Raw genomic sequence first — 15267 nt, 5'->3', positions numbered from 1 at the left:
TGACGAACTGCCGTTACCGTGCCAAAAATGATCGCTGCTGCAAGCAGGCCAGCCAACGCGGAAATATGTAACGCGGATCCATCTCAACCCTCTTGTGCATCACCCCAGTCAAATTGCAAGGCAACTGGTCCAGAAGTCAACATTTGTTGTAGCTGACCTCCGCAGGCTGCTCGCCAAGCAACAGCATGAACTTGGCCTCGAACCTCGAACACAGCTCCTCAAAGATCGACGAGGCCGTGGAGAACCGCCATCTATTTGTGAATTGGGTGGAATAGCGCTCCCGAATCTATGGCCGGAATTCGGCTCATACCATTGCCTATTCAGGCCGCTCTCAATTGACTCAATCCGCGCAGAGCGAGTTGGGCCGTGAGAAGCCAAGATGACCCATCGAGAGACAATCAAACTTCTGCCGCCACACGATCAGCGCAGCATAGTTCATCAAAAAACCGCTCGTGAAGCTCCGCGCAGATGAGGTTGACGTTGTCCATCCATGCTGATGCATTCTCTAGAATTTCGCATTCGGCCCCTTCAGCGTCGATCTTCATAATATCAATCCGCGGCAGATTGAATCCATCAATCAGCTCTGGAACCGTAAGACATCTTACCGACACGCCATTTGCTTGATTCCTGCTTATTTGAACTCCGCAGTGGCCGTAGGGAATCTGAGGATCGATGTATGCCACATCTGAATGATTCCACACTGCTGCATGCACCGGTTCAATTTGCGGAAACATTTTAGCGTTCATGGCCAGCACCGCAAAATTTGAGGGTTCCGGCTCTATCGATATGATTCTGGCGTCGGGATACCTCGTCGCGAATAGGACCGAAGCTAACCCGATGTTGGCTCCAATATCGACGATTACTTTAGGCCTGAACTCAAGTGGAAAATCGTAACCGCCTCCTACAAACACATGCTCAAAAACAAGGACGTCGGTAGTGTGTATTCGAACGTAAACAGCACCGGGGCGATTGGGCAGTTTAGCCAGTAGTTCTGGGTGGCCGCCTCTTATTCCAACTGTCGCCCGTTTCAGTATTCCAGGAACGCCAAAAAGGCGATAATGCATTCTTAGCGAAGAGATTGCTGACATCGACGTTCTTCCTACAACGTCAGACTATTGTAGACGGGTCAGAAACGGTTGAACATTGGATTCAACCGCTGCGCGCGGTCCTTTACAGCGACAAAAGCCCGTTATAGCGACGAAGATCGGCCGAAGATCGAGATCCGCTTCGTGTTCGGATTATTGCTGCTCAACGGCATGCCTGACGAGGTTGTCCGTCAGCGCTGGGTCTACGACTCATATTTCCAGCGCTTCATCGGCCTTGAGTTTTTCCAGCATGCAGTTCCCGCACGAGCGTTCTCACTTCAGCCGATGGCTCGTCGCCAGCATCGACGCCTAACGGCAGCGACATCAAACCCGAGGCGGTGGCGTTGGCGATCGAACCGACAGAGGCGTACACATTGGCCGGCTTGCAAAAGTGAAGACGATTATTCCGAGCCGACCGCCCACGGTATGGTGAAAAAGATAAATAGGCCTTCCGGCTTGTCGTCGCGCACCAAAATAACCGCTCAAGGATCGGCGCGGACGACCTTGGTTTCCTTCTCAGCGGATCGGCGCAACTTCTGTGGGAATTGCTTCATCGTTTACGGGTCTGCTGCGCGGAAACAGAATATTTTGGTACCATTTTGGCTTTTCGAGAAGCGCCGGAACGGGCCGTCGATGCCTCTGCGACTGCCGCGCGTCGTCAATTGCGGCCCTGAATATTCCATCTAGCGTAGTCGCCTCCTTGGAGACATCGTGCCGTTGGAGGGCTCGCGTCCGGGCACTCTTGCCCATGTCAGACATAACGTCGGGGCTTGCAGCCAAACACTTCTCAATAGCATCGGAAAGTGCGGCGACGTCACCGGCCGGAACCAGCCAGCCTTCTTCGCCCGATTTCACCAATTCGGGAATTCCGGCCACATACGTGCTGATAACAGGCCTTCCAAGGGCCATCGCTTCCATCAGGACGACGGGCAACCCTTCCGAAAAGCTCGGCAAGACAAGCGCCCTTGCGGCACTGATCTCCTCCTTGACCTGATCTCCATTGATCCATCCCGTTATCCGCACATGAGCGCGCAGCTTGTACCGATCAACCAGTTCCTCAAGTTCGCCTCGCATCTCGCCATCACCAGCAATAACGAGATCAAATCTTGTCCCACGGTCGAACAGCCGCCTCATCGCTTCAATCAGCAACATCTGGCCTTTTTGTTCACACAGCCGACCCACACAAACCAGCCGAGGCGTACCCGGTGCAGGGACTGGATTTGCCCAGAAATCGGCTTCAATGCCGCAATGCACCACGCGGACCTTGCCCCATTGGTCATGCGGAATATTGCGAAGCAATTGGCCGCGCCCGAACGAGCTTATTGCGACGACAAAGGCCGCGCGTTTGATTTTCTCCGAAAGAGCGATAAATCGCGCTTTGTCAAATTCCTCCGGACCATGAACGGTGAAGCTCCAACGTGGCCCCCCCAATTCATGCACGAGCATTGCGACCTCGGCGGAATTGGTTCCGAAATGCGCATGCAAGTGCTGTATGTTTTCTGTTCGCAGCCATTGTAGAATCCTGCAGGCTTCGAACAGATAAATGAAATGAACGTGCAGAGGCCTGTCTGTTCGCCACCCAATCCTAAACAACAGCATGATCGTCTTTGCTATGCGAAGGGGATTGCGAACCGCCGTTCGTAAGAATGCTTCCATCAGCGGAAATGCTCCGTCTCGCAAAACGTAGCGAGTGCGAAGCTGCTCTTGCTGATCCCGCTCGTCGCGCTGTTGTTCCGACCAACCTCGAATCGAGATACGCAGGATTTCATTACCCATGCGTTCGAGTGCCAGAATTTCCCGCCTTATGAAGCTATGAGTCACGGCCGGATAGCGGTTAACGAGATAGGCGATCTTCATTGGGGACTTCGAACAGGCACCCAGCGAAGCTTCAGGAGCCAACATCGCTTCCGGTGGATTTTGCTGAGCATCAGCTCGGTCTGCTAAAGTCGAAGACGATAGATCCAGGTATACGTTTTCCAACATGGCCCCGCGCCCGATCAATTGCGATTCCGCCGGGCCCTGGATACTAAGAAACTGGAGGTACCCTCGCGTATAGAATCTCTGCCGCCGCTACAAAATGATGAAGCCTTTTTTTAAGGAAGGCAATGGCGATCAACCCGAGATCGAAGTCTCAAGACTTGAATTTGGTTGGTTGTGGCACGCCTGCCACAATTCTTTCATAGCCAGTAATGTCGCTGAAGCTAACGTCATTTGGCTCGCTTCCTTCCGATAAGGGCTCTTGGCTTCGCGGTATTGGCGAGCGCGCAGCGTCGGAGGAACAGAAAGTTGTCCCCGACGACCACCGCTTTCGCAGGCAGTGTCGCATGGTGCAATGTTGCGGAACCGCGCTAGAAAAACATTGTGGACAAATGGCACGTTCATTTTGAATAGCGGATTCGCCAATCCGCCGGTTTGATTTTAACATTGGCCGCGCTGAAAATAGTATCGAGGAAAAGCTGCAAAAAACCCTGCATCTCATTCCCTTTAACTCGCAACACTGAAATCGACTCATATAAACTGTCGATTGCAACTGGTCGCTGCCGTTGGCAGGCTGTTTGCCCAATAGGGACAACTAAGGTCCATTAAACAAATTTAATCGTCACGATCACGCCCTCGACTACAATTGAAAACCCAATGGTGAGCGTGAGCCACATGACCGCGAACGATGTTGTTAACGGCATTGAGAAGCCCTCAAAACGACTGACCGTCGTCCACGTGGGCTATCTGATAGGCGTTATCATCGCGACTTTCGGCTGGATAAGTTTTTTGGCCTGGTTGGTGATCGTGCTAATAAACCTCTGAAGGGCACCCCGACGAACCGGCGCAGCGGCACTGTAGATGAGAATGTCAAATCACGGTAGTCAGCCTCAGTGGATCGATCGCGCCTCGCATTTTGGACCCTAGAAATAGCAATCTAAGCCGCGGCGGCTCAAAGTGGATCACGCGTGGAATTGGCCGAACGTCACCCGCGGCATGCATTCAGCGCCATCATCGTGTTGGACCGTCGGCCGATAACGAAAAAGGCCACCCCGTGGTGGCCTCTTCTTTGTTATTGATCAACTACGTGCGCCTTAAACGATACGGAGGCTTAAACCTCCTCGGCGGCGATAGCTCACCAGACCGATGCCCAAAAAGCCCAGCATGATCATCGCCCATGTTGAAGGCTCAGGTGCGGAAGGCGCCCCTACAATCGAACCAGATGACAAAAAGTCGACATTAAGACCGGTCGGATTCGCACCTTCACTGGGGGGCTGCGCAAGATTCACCACAGTAAAATCAAATAGGTTAGGACCCGAGGTACTAAGGGCTCCAGTGTAGTTGAAGCTTGTCCATCCGGCGAACTCATTGGCAGGCGAACCCGTATAGACCGTATTGCCGTTCAACGTAATCAACGACACATAATTGTCAGCTGCAAACTGACCTGAAATGGATCCATTATTGCCAATCGAGAAGAACGAAGTTTGATAAACATACGTACCATTAACTGAGGGGTCTCGCAGCGAGTTTAGGGGATTGTCTGGAGTATCCCATTGGGAGGTCGACGTATTGGGCACCCAAGGGCCTATCGGAAACGTGCCATTCGTTGTGTCGGTATAAGCCGGCGCGGGATACGTGAGTTGGGGATAATTCGTTCCGCCAACAATGCTCCACGAGTTGTCGACGCCGCCAGAGACATTTACGCCTGTATTGTTAAGATCAAAGATGCCGATGGCCTGCGAAGCAGATGAGAAGCCTAACACGCACAGCGCAGCAAAAACACCAGTCGCCAATGACTTCATCATGATAGCACCCCTAAACCTAATGGCATTACGACAATAGACCAAGGGCGAGACTCTGTGTCAACAAGGTGAAAAAATAATGCTGTGAATCTGGCTCAAATGCCACAGGCGCAGAAACGAAGCGTCTTGTCGAATTCAGCGCTCCCGCGCCCATGAAAAAGCCGCCCAGCGGGCGGCCTTTTCTCGAAGTAGTTTGGCTACATCACGCGAGTCGAAAACCCGCTTGATTTCCCCTCCGGCGATAGGCGAGGAAGCCCAAGCACGCAAAACCTATACCCATCATTGCCCAAGTTGCAGGCTCGGGAGCGCTGGGAGCCGCGCCACCAGGAGTAGTCGTAAGCGTGTCTCCACTGACGGTAAAGCCATTCGGAATACCGCTGGGACCACCATGTGGGTCGGTACCGCTGAGCGTGAGGTAAAAGGTGCTCGTACCGAAGACATTATCGATATATTGAAGCGAAGCAGTTTGGACGATTGCGCCCGTTCCCGTGCCTGAAGCGATGATCGGGGAGCCGCCCGGTTGAGTCGAAAGCTGGATTTGGAACGAAGTGAGCTTGGCGGAAATGTCGATAATTCCCGAGGTGAACTGAGCACCCTGTGTCAGCTCCAGCTGATAAGTAGTCGTAAAGTTAGTCCCATTGGGCTGGATCCCCGTGATCGCAAAATCGGTAGTCGGATCAGTGCCCAAATCGAAAAATGCGTTCGACGGCGTCGCCGAAATCGCAATCATCGAAGCGGCCAGCGCGGCAGCGGTTAACATTTTCATGGATTGCCCCTCCTGACGAATTCGTCAAAAATAAAATGAACCAACAGCCCCGAACAAAATGCAAAAACTGAAACGCGCTGGCTCCAGCGATTCAGTACAAGACGAAATTACGCCTTTCTCGGAACGGCATCAAGACCGGTTAATTGGCCTGCACCCGCAATGAAAAGCCGCCAAAGCAAGAACAATAGACCTATGAACGAGTTAGAACACAACCCGAGGAGACTTTCTCGTTGGGGACGGGGAAAGAAAAAATAGATGTGACAATTCCGCATCAAATCGACCTGATATCAATCAATCAGTTCTGCGCAATTGCTGCGGCCACAGATGCGTTTAGGTCTTTGATTCGATCCAAACGCTGCGATGCGGAGCGCGACAGGTGAGTGAAGCAGTTCCGCGAGCAGTTATGGAAGCAACGCTTGTTTGATCGCTGCCGACTAGGCGGCCGTCAATCTGGCGCGCCGCGCGCCACTGAACGCAAGGCGCTTGCGCAAGAATCGAAAAGACATTCCGCAAACACTCAAAGATCCGTCGAGGAAAAATAGAAGAAGCAACGCAACGATGAAAAGTCCGATACCGGTCAAATCGTGCAGCATGCCCTCGAGTTTGTCCACTCCGCCGTAATAAGCGATCAAGACCAACGCGATGACGCGCAGGAAGTTTGCGGCGATCGTTATAGGAATAATCGCGGCGAGTAGAATAAGGCTACGCAGCTTGCTTTGCCAACGAAACACGTAGGCATAGAAGATACCAATCGCCGACAGCGCAAAGATCGAATTCATCCCAGAACACGCGTCCTTCACCAGGACCTCATAGTTACCGATCATGATCATGACGCCGTTTTGCGCCACTGAATAACCGACGGCATAGAGGGCACGCGTCACTTGATCGGAAACGAACACCTTCAGTGGCACCGTTACGGAATCGATTGCCCAATCAGGCATCGGCACCGCGAACAGCAAAAAGCCAATTGGAAAAGCCAGGATGCGCAACGTCGGCCAACCCGCCAGCAGCAGAATGCTGCCCGCGATCCCCGGAATTGCGGACAGAGCTTCAAAGGTGAGAACGTCCTGAGTCCTCGCCAGAAACATCATGAGAAGGCCAAACACCAGCGTGGCCCAACCAACGATCGGTGCGGGTACGATGGGCGCAGCGCTTAGCTTTGTCCGCGATTGCCAAATCAGCCAAATCGAGGCCGCAATGATTAGGGGTCCATGCCCTTCCTGTTCGGTCCGCCAAGGCCCGTCGACCAGAGCCAAAAACGTCGGTGCGTACGCAAGCAGGAACGACCCCACCAACACGGACGGCCAAAGCCACGAACGTGCACGCGAATCCCTAACTTCCTGCAAAACATCGGAATAGGTCATAAAAACCCAAGCCCCAGCGATAAGCTTTACCACAAACCCAAGGCTTGCAAAGGCCTTTCAATAACGACGCCCACCTCTTATTGCCAAGATGGCGTATCCGATGCTTGCCGAAATCAAGAGGGTCGCTAAGGCAAGTTCGCCGCTATTGCCAATTTGATTTGCGATCGCAAGCAAAATGACGGCCGGCAGCAGCCACAACATGATGCGGGTATTGCGATCGGTGAATTGGAAGAAAGCGATGACAAGTCCGAAAAAGCAAGAAACCGTCACGAAATCAAAGATTGTCGCCATGCTTATTTATAAATACAAATAAATGAGCTGAAAAATGCGGCACAGTCTCGCAATCATTTTTTGTCGCCTGATTGGTTCGACATTATCGTGGCATACTCGCCTTGATATTTGGCCCCGAGGTTAGCGGCAACTGATGCGATACCGAGCTCCGCGTTGATCTTATCATTGATGATCAAATGCCAGGCTACATTCGAAGCGGCCTCTCCCCCAAGGGGGCGCGGTTCCTCACCCGTTACCCTAAAAAACACGCCGTTGTCGCCGGCGCGCAAAAAGAAGATATTGTCCGCCTTCTTCGCCTGAATGAGGTTGAACAGCTGCTCGGGAATATCGGCCGTGTTGAGACCGCCCATTGAGCGGCCGTGGGCGACGTTCATTGAACTGAGCTTTTGGTCGACTTCGTCGAGCGACTTCGAGTCTTTACAGGCATCGACGACAGTCTGCGCGTTTGGTCCGGCGGGAAAGACAATCTGCTCGACCGATAGAAGCTGTCGATTGGCAAATTTCAGGGGATGGCTTGCGACGTAGGTATCTACATCCTCTTTGCTAGTGGCTTTTTCGCCAGCCTTGCGGGTAACGTAGGCGTTCGCCAAAACTTTTTCACGCGAACGTAAGATATCTAGTAGCACCGCCGGCTCACGGTCGAGTTTCGCATCTAAGGCTTGTTTTAACAAATATTTGCGCAGCACGAGTTGGCCTAATACCGACTTTATGACTTCCGGATCCTTCTGTTTGTCGACCGGAATATTGTCCGCGCGAAACTCAGACTGGAGTTCCTGGCTGGTCACATCCTCATCGCCGACACGGGCAATGACCTGTCCAGTGGGCACTTGTGAGTTTTGCTTGCTACAGCCGAGCAGCGCGACTGCGCAAAGACCAAGAACTATCGTCGTGCGCCAAATCGCCACCAGGCTGTGACCCAAGCTGTTCTTCACCCCAAACCTCCATCGAGGTCTACGCGACCGACCATTCGCAAGTCAATCCAAACAACGGTTTCACCCTGCTTATCAGTGCGCAGGTAGAGCTAAGCGCGAATAGAGAACAACCGCGGGCCATGACTTTTTTCGTCGAGCTAATTTTGTCGACTTGATGAGAATTGCCAGTTACATCGACAGATCGCTTACGATGATGTTAAAATACCGATACTTTTTCAAATCGGGGATCGGCCGAAAGGCGACTTGGGCTAGCCATGACGAAGATAAGTCGTGTTCAATTCATACTGGCTTCGATTGCTCTACTCGGAGCGGCTCTGCTCGCACAAGCATTGAAGCCGCATGAACTTATGGCGCGAGCCTCCGCCTCGCTCGACCTACAGCGGGTTATTCCCAAACAATTTGGAAGCTGGAGCCTTGTCCCCGAAGTTGTCCCCGTCACACCCGGCGAACCGGAAGGGTATGTGCAACCTGATGAATATTCAACACGAATTTATAGCCAGGAGGTTGGGCGCACTTACACAGATGGTCGCGGAAACATCGTGATGTTGATGGTTGCATACGGCCCCGTTCAGAACTATCGACTAAAGGCCCATCGACCGGAGATGTGCTATACGGCCGCCGGATTCCGAGTGTCCGCCAAGACCGAAGCTACGCTTTCGTATCGCGATGGCGCTCCACCACTCAAAGTCGCACGATTGGTGGCAGAACGGGAGTCGCGATTTGAGCCGATCAGCTATTGGATGAGGGTCGGAAACGATATTACGACAGGGGTCATCGACCGCCAACTTGTTCGACTAAAATATGGATTGCGCGGGATCATCCCGGACGGGGCGTTGATCAGGGTGTCGACGGTCGGACTTACTCAGGACGCGTCGTATCGGTTACAGGACGAGTTCATCCGCGATTTGCTCGCGGCCGTTGCACCGCAGGAAAGAAAGTTCTTTACCGGAGTGTCCTGACAGAGCTCCTAGTTTCTGCAGGTACGATGTCGTTAGCGCCTTGAAAAGAGTCACGCTTGGTCGGTGCATTGAGCAAAAGCTGGCTTTTCTGGTCGAGCTTGCTGTTAGTCGGGCTTGACTTTTGTAGCGCTGGCTTTTCCCAGCCTGTCCCTGCCGAGAACTTTGACAACGCCCTGTTGGTCTACGCTGTCAATATCCATAGAACACCGGTCCAGTCCTGGCCAGGCAGCGGCATTTACCTCGGAAATGGTGTGTTCATAACTGCGGCTCACGTCGTCGGAACTGGCTGGTGGACGCGGCCCAAAGTTGTCATTGAGGGACAAGAATATCCAACCCTTATCGTCAAAGAAGGTTCATTGGAGACGACGGATCTCACGCTGCTATCCGTGGACGAAAAGCTGCTGCCATCTCGGTTGCAGCTTCGGCGAAATCCGCTTTGCAAGAAAGAACCCTGGCCAGGCGAGGATGTCGTGACCGTGGTACCCAAAAGTACCGCACGTTCCCGCGTTCTTGATCCCAAATATCTTCCAGCGAACGTTCGTCAATTCAGCACCGTGATTGGCGACCCAGCCCGAACCGGAAATTCGGGCTCCGGTGTGTTCGATACCCTTCATCGATGTCTGCTCGGAATCATCAGCAGAAAGATCACAATATCCCGTGCCGTGAACGGCAAGACTCAGAAGATCGATGTTGCTAAATATTTTGTGCCAGCCTCAACAATCGCTCAATTCATCCCGGCCGAGCTACAAAACTGAAGTACTAGATTCGGATCGCGCAGTGCTGCCGTTGATCGATTCGGATTTTACCGCATTTCGGCTACGATCGCCTGTTCGCGTTTTCTGGCGACGATCAGTGGGTGAATGCCCGCTTCAAGCACAACGAGATCCCGGCAAAGAACGCGGCCTCTCCCAAATGCTTTGGTGCCAATTCCCCTTTCTTGGCACAAAGTCGACAATGCGTTAATTTGGGTTTGCCCGTAAGGAGCTGCTCCCGTCAAAGAGATCAACTGAGAGGCCCTGTCCGAAAGCCGAAAATGGAAGCTGTTGGCAAAAATCTAATTGATCTACGCAATCGGCCATTTCGAATCCTTCGTGTCGAGCCGACGGGCAAGCTCGATTCACCGGAGGTGCAGCAAGGAAGCCAGATTGGTTCGAATATAGTGAATTTTGAGCGCGAGGTGCTCCGAGACCCCACTCGGCGACTGCTATGCGAACTTAGTTGTCCGATGGACTGTCCCCCTCGAGAACGTGAGGCGGTTTATGCCGCGCTTTCCAACGAGGCCGCCTCAACTGACGAGCTCCTACTGTTTGCCGATCGGCTATGGCCCCTGACAAGGGCCAACTTTATTGCTCAGATCGTAAGCCGCCAGCCAGCAAACGCGGCGCTACTCTACGCTCTGCTTGAATCCCATGCAGCCATCGACGCAAGTGTGATTTACGAAAAGCTTATGGCCGCGAGAACAGCAGCTGGAATTCCAGGTCCATCGTGGATAAGCGTCCGGCAAGGCTTAGATGATTTACTCGACATCCATTGCGCCGCGGTGTTTGCTGGGTATTGCACCGCTGTCGGGTCCATCGAACCCGTACTGGGCTGCACGCAACAAGTCCTTGCTCACGGCGAGCGAAATCTCGTCGAGGTCCTTGGAAGCTTGCTCCGGCCTTACCGCCGATGCGTCGACCAATTGCAAAAGGATGCCATCGAGCAGGTCTCACACACTTGCGCAGAGGTGCTGCAAAAACCCGACGATGCTTTACTGATCGAGGAGCTTGTAAGCGCCATGCAGGCTTGGATGTCCACGAGCAGGCCGCTCCTGATGCGGAGCGTCTACTACGGTGGCCGCGATTTAGATTTTGACACGCCAACTGATCAATTGCGGACGCTGATTGCTGGTCTCTTTGAAAAGCAGCACTACGAAGCGGCAAGCCAGATTGCAGACCTCAGTAGCGACATTTTCCGCGCAGTGCCTACAACAATTGATGAATTAGCTGAGGATGCTCGTCTCATTGAGGATCTCTCGTTCCATTGCGAAATTGCAAAATTAAGGGACACGATCAATGAGCTCGAGGGCAATCCCGATCCGCTGATTGCGGTACTGGAACGGGATGGCTTTGGTTCGTTGTCAACCGATCCGGCAAAAAGACTCTGGACCAACTTCCTGAGAGTAACCGAGACGACAAATCAACAGGCGCGAGACGCGGCTTGGCCGTTGCTGCGAGACTTTGCATTACGTCTTAGCAATCGGCCCGAGGCAGCTAGAGCCGTGGCGCATCTTATCGGCGGTTTGATCGAGTATGGAGAAAGTGTTTCTGTCGCACCGGCGTTGCTCAATGCACTTCGGAACGACCTAAATTTCATGAAGTCATTTATCGAAATCGAGCCCGCTAAGACCGACATTGGTGCCGGTCAAACTCCCAGAAGGGAGTTATTGTTGTCTGCTTCCTTTGGGAGGCGCCTCTTGCGAATCTCGTTAGAAAAGATTGGGCTCACACGCCATCGGATTGTCTGGACAATCTCAGCGTTGTTGGTGACTGTGCTGTGTGGGTCCGCCACATATCTCGAATTCGACCAGCTGCATTTGTTTTGGTCAACACTTCTGCGCGCCGCGCCTGCCCTGACGTCGAGTGGCGAAACCATGCCGCCAATAGGAAGCGGACAACATTTGACTTTGGACGGTGTCCGCTATTGCCGCTTCCAGCAGGAGCGGCTTCGCTTTGTCAAACAACAAGTTCAGGATCCCGAAGACGCTCGCGCCTACAATCTGCTTATTGTCGACTACAACTCTCGCTGTTCGGATTTTTTCTATGAGGACAACGATCTTAAGACTGTGCTCGCTGAGTTGGACGCCAAGAGGCAGCTGCTGGAAACCGAAGCAAAGCAAATCGTATCAAACTGGCCGAAGCACGCTGCAAGGGTGGCAAACTAAACGCCTCTCAAGCCTTAAACTGCTCTGTACCCGTGGCGATAGGCCATGAAACCCAAGCCAAGAGGCCAACCGCAACGTCACCCAAGTGGAGAGTTCGGGTGTTCGGGAAAAGGCAATATGCTCTCGTTCCCCAAACCCAAAGTACTGAGAAATCGTCAGGGTCCGTGCCGGATCCCGATTAGGAGCTGCAGCGGCTTGCTGATTTTTCAAGATTCGAGAGCCAGCCCCCCACCCCCGCGCGTCAAGCCAGCCCAATCCCGTTGAAATAGGTGAAGGCTTCTGCAAGGCCGGAGACCGCTCGCATTAAATGTCGGTTAACCAATCGTGCACAATCTGCACCTGCGGACCTCGTGTTGCTTACCGCACAGGGGTTCAGCATGATCAGGCACTTTCTCAGTCTCATTGTAACTGGCTGCCTGTTGTCTGACTGCGCCTCACATTCGCCCGTCAACGGAGCGATCGGTTGGAACGCATACTATCGCGCTGTGGCAAAACCCGTACGCCACAAACCTCATGTGCACCATGTCGCGACCGAAATTCGCTCAAAACCCGATCCAAACATCGAGAATGAAAAAGCCTTAGCCGATCTTCGCCCCCATTCCGCAGACTGGTGGGCGATGCGGGACCAAATAAACGCCGAAGAGCAGAGAAGCCTTACTGCAAAACTTTTGATCTGCCGCGGCTGCCTGCCGACAACGGAGGATCCGGGCGAGCGCACGGGATCGACCAACCCGCCGAAAGAAAAATAGGCTCGCAGACTAACGGATCCTTGAGTAAGCGCAGACTAACGGATCCTTGAGTAAGCAAAGCATGCGACTTGACCGACAATCAGTAGCAGAAGAAGTAAACGGACAGCACGCGATCGTGGATGACTGTAGCAATCAAGAAGAAGAATCGCGTTTGCAGACGAGGCTGGCTCCTCAGAAGGCGTTGCGGTTTCGCATGACTTCAAACAAAGTCTTGATCAAGATCTGGATGTCGAGCCAAAGACTCCAGTTGTTGATGTACCAGAGATCCAATTGCACCCGTTGCGCAATCTGCTCAATGGACGGAGTGGCACCGCGCAATCCGTTGACCTGCGCCCAACCGGTCATGCCTGGCTTGGCGTGATGGCGGAAGGCGTAGTCTTGCAGCAATCTCTCGAAGTAATTGTCGTGCGCAAGGGCATGGGGTCGGGGACCGACCAAAGACATTTCACCCCTGATGACGTTCAGTAGCTGTGGCAATTCGTCAATACTCGCAGCGCGAAGCAATCGTCCGATTTCCGTCACACGTGGATCATTGCGAGTGGCTTGCGTTATTACTTCCCCGTTCTCTTGCACGGTCATTGTTCGAAATTTGAACATCGAAAAGTTGCGACCACTGAAGCCCCTCCGATTCTGAACGAAGAAAATGGGCCCGTTGCCATCTAATTTAATCGCCAAGGCCGTAAGCACCATAACAGGAAAAAGGAAAATCAAAGCGAGAAGCCCGATCGCAACATCCATCGTGCGCTTTACGCTTTGCTCGGTGGTGCTGAGCGGCGCGCGTTGTATCTCAAGAAGCACGATCCGCTGCCCCGCGGATGAAACGTAGTTGTTGAGCGTGCGAATTTGCTTGTCGGGTAGAAGCTTTGCGGAAACCGGCAGCGTCTTGATATAATCGCGAACAAAATCAATTCGATCGGTGTCGTTCCATGGTAGCGCCAACAGGATTTCCTTTGTCCCGTGGCTACGAACGAAATTCGCAGCGAATTCGAACGTCTTGCCGTCCTCAAATCTGCGAATCTCTCGATCTTCGTCGGTGCTCAGAACGAATTTATGGACCTCGCTCGCACCAAAGAAGGACAATAGATCGCTGGGACCAAGCGACTCCACTTCATTGGCGTCGCCGAGCAACACCACATCGCGTCGCCCCACAGCGCCACGCGCTACGGCTCGCCTCACAAGGTACTTTACAAATTTGCGTTCCGCGAGAAGGACAATTGGCGCCGCGAACAGGAAGATGAGGAAGGCTCCTCGCGAGAACGTCCCTCCGATTTTGAAAAGAAGCGCAAAAAAAGCAAGCAACAGACCAGTACCGAGCCATGCGACTGAGACTTCAGCTATCTCGAGGGATGGCTTTGCCGCGGTTTCAAACTCAAAATATCCCTGCGCGCTTAATCTGGCGATATGAATGAAACTGGCAAACAACCCCAAGGCGAAATAGGCCGAAAGATCTGGAATGGGGGTGCCGGAAATCAAATGATAAGCAAAACAGCCAAGCAGCGCCGCAAACAGGATGATTAGCGCATCGATGGTCGACAGCAAATATGGTATTGCTTCGCAAGGGAATGCGAGCGGAGTACGCTGCGGCGAGACGGGCAAATCTTGCGCCTTGGATCCAATCGCCATCACAAATCCGACTCAGTCTGACCAAAACAAACAGAAAGACGCCCCGTGTCGGGCGCCTTTAAGGCTTCTTTAATAACCTGCAGGCTATACTCGGGCACGCCGTGTTGCAACAGAAGCCTCTCTTAGAGCGGCGATTTGCGGACTCGATCATGTTTCTGAGTATCACTTGCCTAATCGGTATCCTGATTGGATTGCACTACAAGGTCCTGGCTGTGGTTCCAGTGACGTTAGCCGCGGTTCTTGTTTCATGCATTGGGGCGTCAGCACACGGCCAAACGTTTTCAGCCATCTTGTTGACTGCGCTGCTCGCCGCAATTGGCTTACAGGGTGGCTATATGATCGGGTTAACAGCGCGGGGTCTGCTTGGCCGTTTGGTTGCGCGCTTCGGAACGCCGCAGTCAAAACGCGTATAGTTTCCCGTGGCAACTGCGATCACCACCCAATCGGCAGCGACATAATCGATAAGAAATCCGACCAAAACCCGCGCGAAAGCGCCCATATAGGCGCCACCTAAAAGCATTGGTTAAGCAAAGCGCCAAGCGACCGGCAGTTCGTCATGTTCGCGCGTCAACGCCGCGCGAGTAGCAAACGCCTTCGCACCACGATGCGCGGTCGGAATTGTCGCGTGAAATCGTGATCTTCGTCAACGCGCCTGCGCCTCATGGATCGCAAAGTCCTTTATAGTCCCGCCCGATTTCAGGGCCGACTCGAGCCATCGCGGACGCTTTCCGCGCCCCGACCAAGTTTCGGAAGGAACCGCTGGGTTCCGATATTTGGGTAACACCTTCGGGTATTT

At 53.2% G+C, this 15267-nt stretch carries 13 protein-coding genes; 4 read left to right on the top strand and 9 right to left on the bottom strand.

Features of this window, described 5'->3' with window-relative positions:
* Positions 1–398 precede the first annotated feature (398 nt).
* The 7 genes from ABSE61_RS33490 to ABSE61_RS33460 all read right to left on the bottom strand — a co-directional run bounded on the left by ABSE61_RS33490 (position 399) and on the right by ABSE61_RS33460 (position 8217).
* Positions 399–1088, bottom strand: coding sequence for an FkbM family methyltransferase (locus tag ABSE61_RS33490; RefSeq protein WP_423875461.1), 690 nt, complete (start codon positions 1086–1088; stop codon positions 399–401).
* Between the two features lie 513 nt (positions 1089–1601).
* Positions 1602–2942: a glycosyltransferase gene (locus ABSE61_RS33485; protein ID WP_423875460.1), complete on the bottom strand. Its 1341-nt coding sequence runs from the start codon at positions 2940–2942 to the stop codon at positions 1602–1604.
* A gap of 1214 nt (positions 2943–4156) precedes the next feature.
* A complete protein-coding gene (locus ABSE61_RS33480; RefSeq protein ID WP_423875459.1) occupies positions 4157–4867 on the bottom strand; it encodes a PEP-CTERM sorting domain-containing protein in 711 nt (236 codons plus the stop codon).
* A gap of 199 nt (positions 4868–5066) precedes the next feature.
* Positions 5067–5630 carry a PEP-CTERM sorting domain-containing protein gene (locus ABSE61_RS33475; RefSeq protein WP_423875458.1) on the bottom strand — a complete coding sequence of 188 codons (564 nt, stop codon included), beginning with the start codon at positions 5628–5630 and terminating at the stop codon, positions 5067–5069.
* A gap of 434 nt (positions 5631–6064) precedes the next feature.
* Positions 6065–6994, bottom strand: a complete 930-nt coding sequence (locus ABSE61_RS33470) for an exosortase/archaeosortase family protein (protein ID WP_423875457.1) — start codon at positions 6992–6994, stop codon at positions 6065–6067.
* A gap of 57 nt (positions 6995–7051) precedes the next feature.
* A complete protein-coding gene (locus ABSE61_RS33465; RefSeq protein ID WP_423875456.1) occupies positions 7052–7285 on the bottom strand; it encodes an XrtV sorting system accessory protein in 234 nt (77 codons plus the stop codon).
* 53 nt (positions 7286–7338) lie between these two features.
* The gene (locus tag ABSE61_RS33460; protein ID WP_423875455.1) at positions 7339–8217 is read right to left on the bottom strand and encodes a SurA N-terminal domain-containing protein; all 879 of its coding nucleotides are present in this window, start codon (positions 8215–8217) and stop codon (positions 7339–7341) included.
* A 254-nt stretch (positions 8218–8471) separates the two neighbouring features.
* On the opposite strand from ABSE61_RS33460, the gene epsI reads away from it, so the two are divergent.
* From epsI to ABSE61_RS33440, 4 genes are all read left to right on the top strand, one after another.
* Positions 8472–9176 (top strand): exosortase-associated protein EpsI, V-type, encoded by a 705-nt coding sequence (epsI, locus tag ABSE61_RS33455; protein ID WP_423875454.1) that lies wholly within the window; start codon positions 8472–8474, stop codon positions 9174–9176.
* 56 nt (positions 9177–9232) lie between these two features.
* Positions 9233–9931 carry a S1 family peptidase gene (locus tag ABSE61_RS33450; protein ID WP_423875453.1) on the top strand — a complete coding sequence of 233 codons (699 nt, stop codon included), beginning with the start codon at positions 9233–9235 and terminating at the stop codon, positions 9929–9931.
* Positions 9932–10209: 278 nt separating this feature from the next.
* Positions 10210–12099: a hypothetical protein gene (locus tag ABSE61_RS33445; protein ID WP_423875452.1), complete on the top strand. Its 1890-nt coding sequence runs from the start codon at positions 10210–10212 to the stop codon at positions 12097–12099.
* A 377-nt stretch (positions 12100–12476) separates the two neighbouring features.
* Positions 12477–12848, top strand: a complete 372-nt coding sequence (locus ABSE61_RS33440) for a hypothetical protein (protein WP_423875451.1) — start codon at positions 12477–12479, stop codon at positions 12846–12848.
* 171 nt (positions 12849–13019) lie between these two features.
* Here the strand turns inward: ABSE61_RS33440 and ABSE61_RS33435 are convergent, their stop codons facing one another.
* Together ABSE61_RS33435 and ABSE61_RS33430 are read right to left on the bottom strand one after the other, a co-directional pair.
* A complete protein-coding gene (locus ABSE61_RS33435; protein WP_423875450.1) occupies positions 13020–14471 on the bottom strand; it encodes an undecaprenyl-phosphate glucose phosphotransferase in 1452 nt (483 codons plus the stop codon).
* Between the two features lie 643 nt (positions 14472–15114).
* Positions 15115–15267: H-NS histone family protein (locus tag ABSE61_RS33430; RefSeq protein ID WP_423875462.1), on the bottom strand; the 153-nt coding region annotated here is incomplete at its 5' end.

This window comes from Bradyrhizobium sp., from assembly GCF_049519115.1.
Classification (GTDB): Bacteria; Pseudomonadota; Alphaproteobacteria; order Rhizobiales; family Xanthobacteraceae; genus Bradyrhizobium.
Note: the sequence above shows the minus strand (reverse complement) of the source record. Positions and strands in the feature narration are given on the sequence as shown.

What these genes read in the sequence shown, in the direction of transcription:
- ABSE61_RS33490 (WP_423875461.1), bottom strand. Translation starts at nt 1,088, where the DNA reads ATGTCAGCAATCTCTTCGCTAAGAATGCATTATCGCCTTTTTGGCGTT.
- ABSE61_RS33485 (WP_423875460.1), bottom strand. Translation starts at nt 2,942, where the DNA reads ATGAAGATCGCCTATCTCGTTAACCGCTATCCGGCCGTGACTCATAGC.
- ABSE61_RS33480 (WP_423875459.1), bottom strand. Translation starts at nt 4,867, where the DNA reads ATGATGAAGTCATTGGCGACTGGTGTTTTTGCTGCGCTGTGCGTGTTA.
- ABSE61_RS33475 (WP_423875458.1), bottom strand. Translation starts at nt 5,630, where the DNA reads ATGAAAATGTTAACCGCTGCCGCGCTGGCCGCTTCGATGATTGCGATT.
- ABSE61_RS33470 (WP_423875457.1), bottom strand. Translation starts at nt 6,994, where the DNA reads ATGACCTATTCCGATGTTTTGCAGGAAGTTAGGGATTCGCGTGCACGT.
- ABSE61_RS33465 (WP_423875456.1), bottom strand. Translation starts at nt 7,285, where the DNA reads ATGGCGACAATCTTTGATTTCGTGACGGTTTCTTGCTTTTTCGGACTT.
- epsI (WP_423875454.1), top strand. Translation starts at nt 8,472, where the DNA reads ATGACGAAGATAAGTCGTGTTCAATTCATACTGGCTTCGATTGCTCTA.
- ABSE61_RS33445 (WP_423875452.1), top strand. Translation starts at nt 10,210, where the DNA reads ATGGAAGCTGTTGGCAAAAATCTAATTGATCTACGCAATCGGCCATTT.
- ABSE61_RS33440 (WP_423875451.1), top strand. Translation starts at nt 12,477, where the DNA reads ATGATCAGGCACTTTCTCAGTCTCATTGTAACTGGCTGCCTGTTGTCT.
- ABSE61_RS33435 (WP_423875450.1), bottom strand. Translation starts at nt 14,471, where the DNA reads ATGGCGATTGGATCCAAGGCGCAAGATTTGCCCGTCTCGCCGCAGCGT.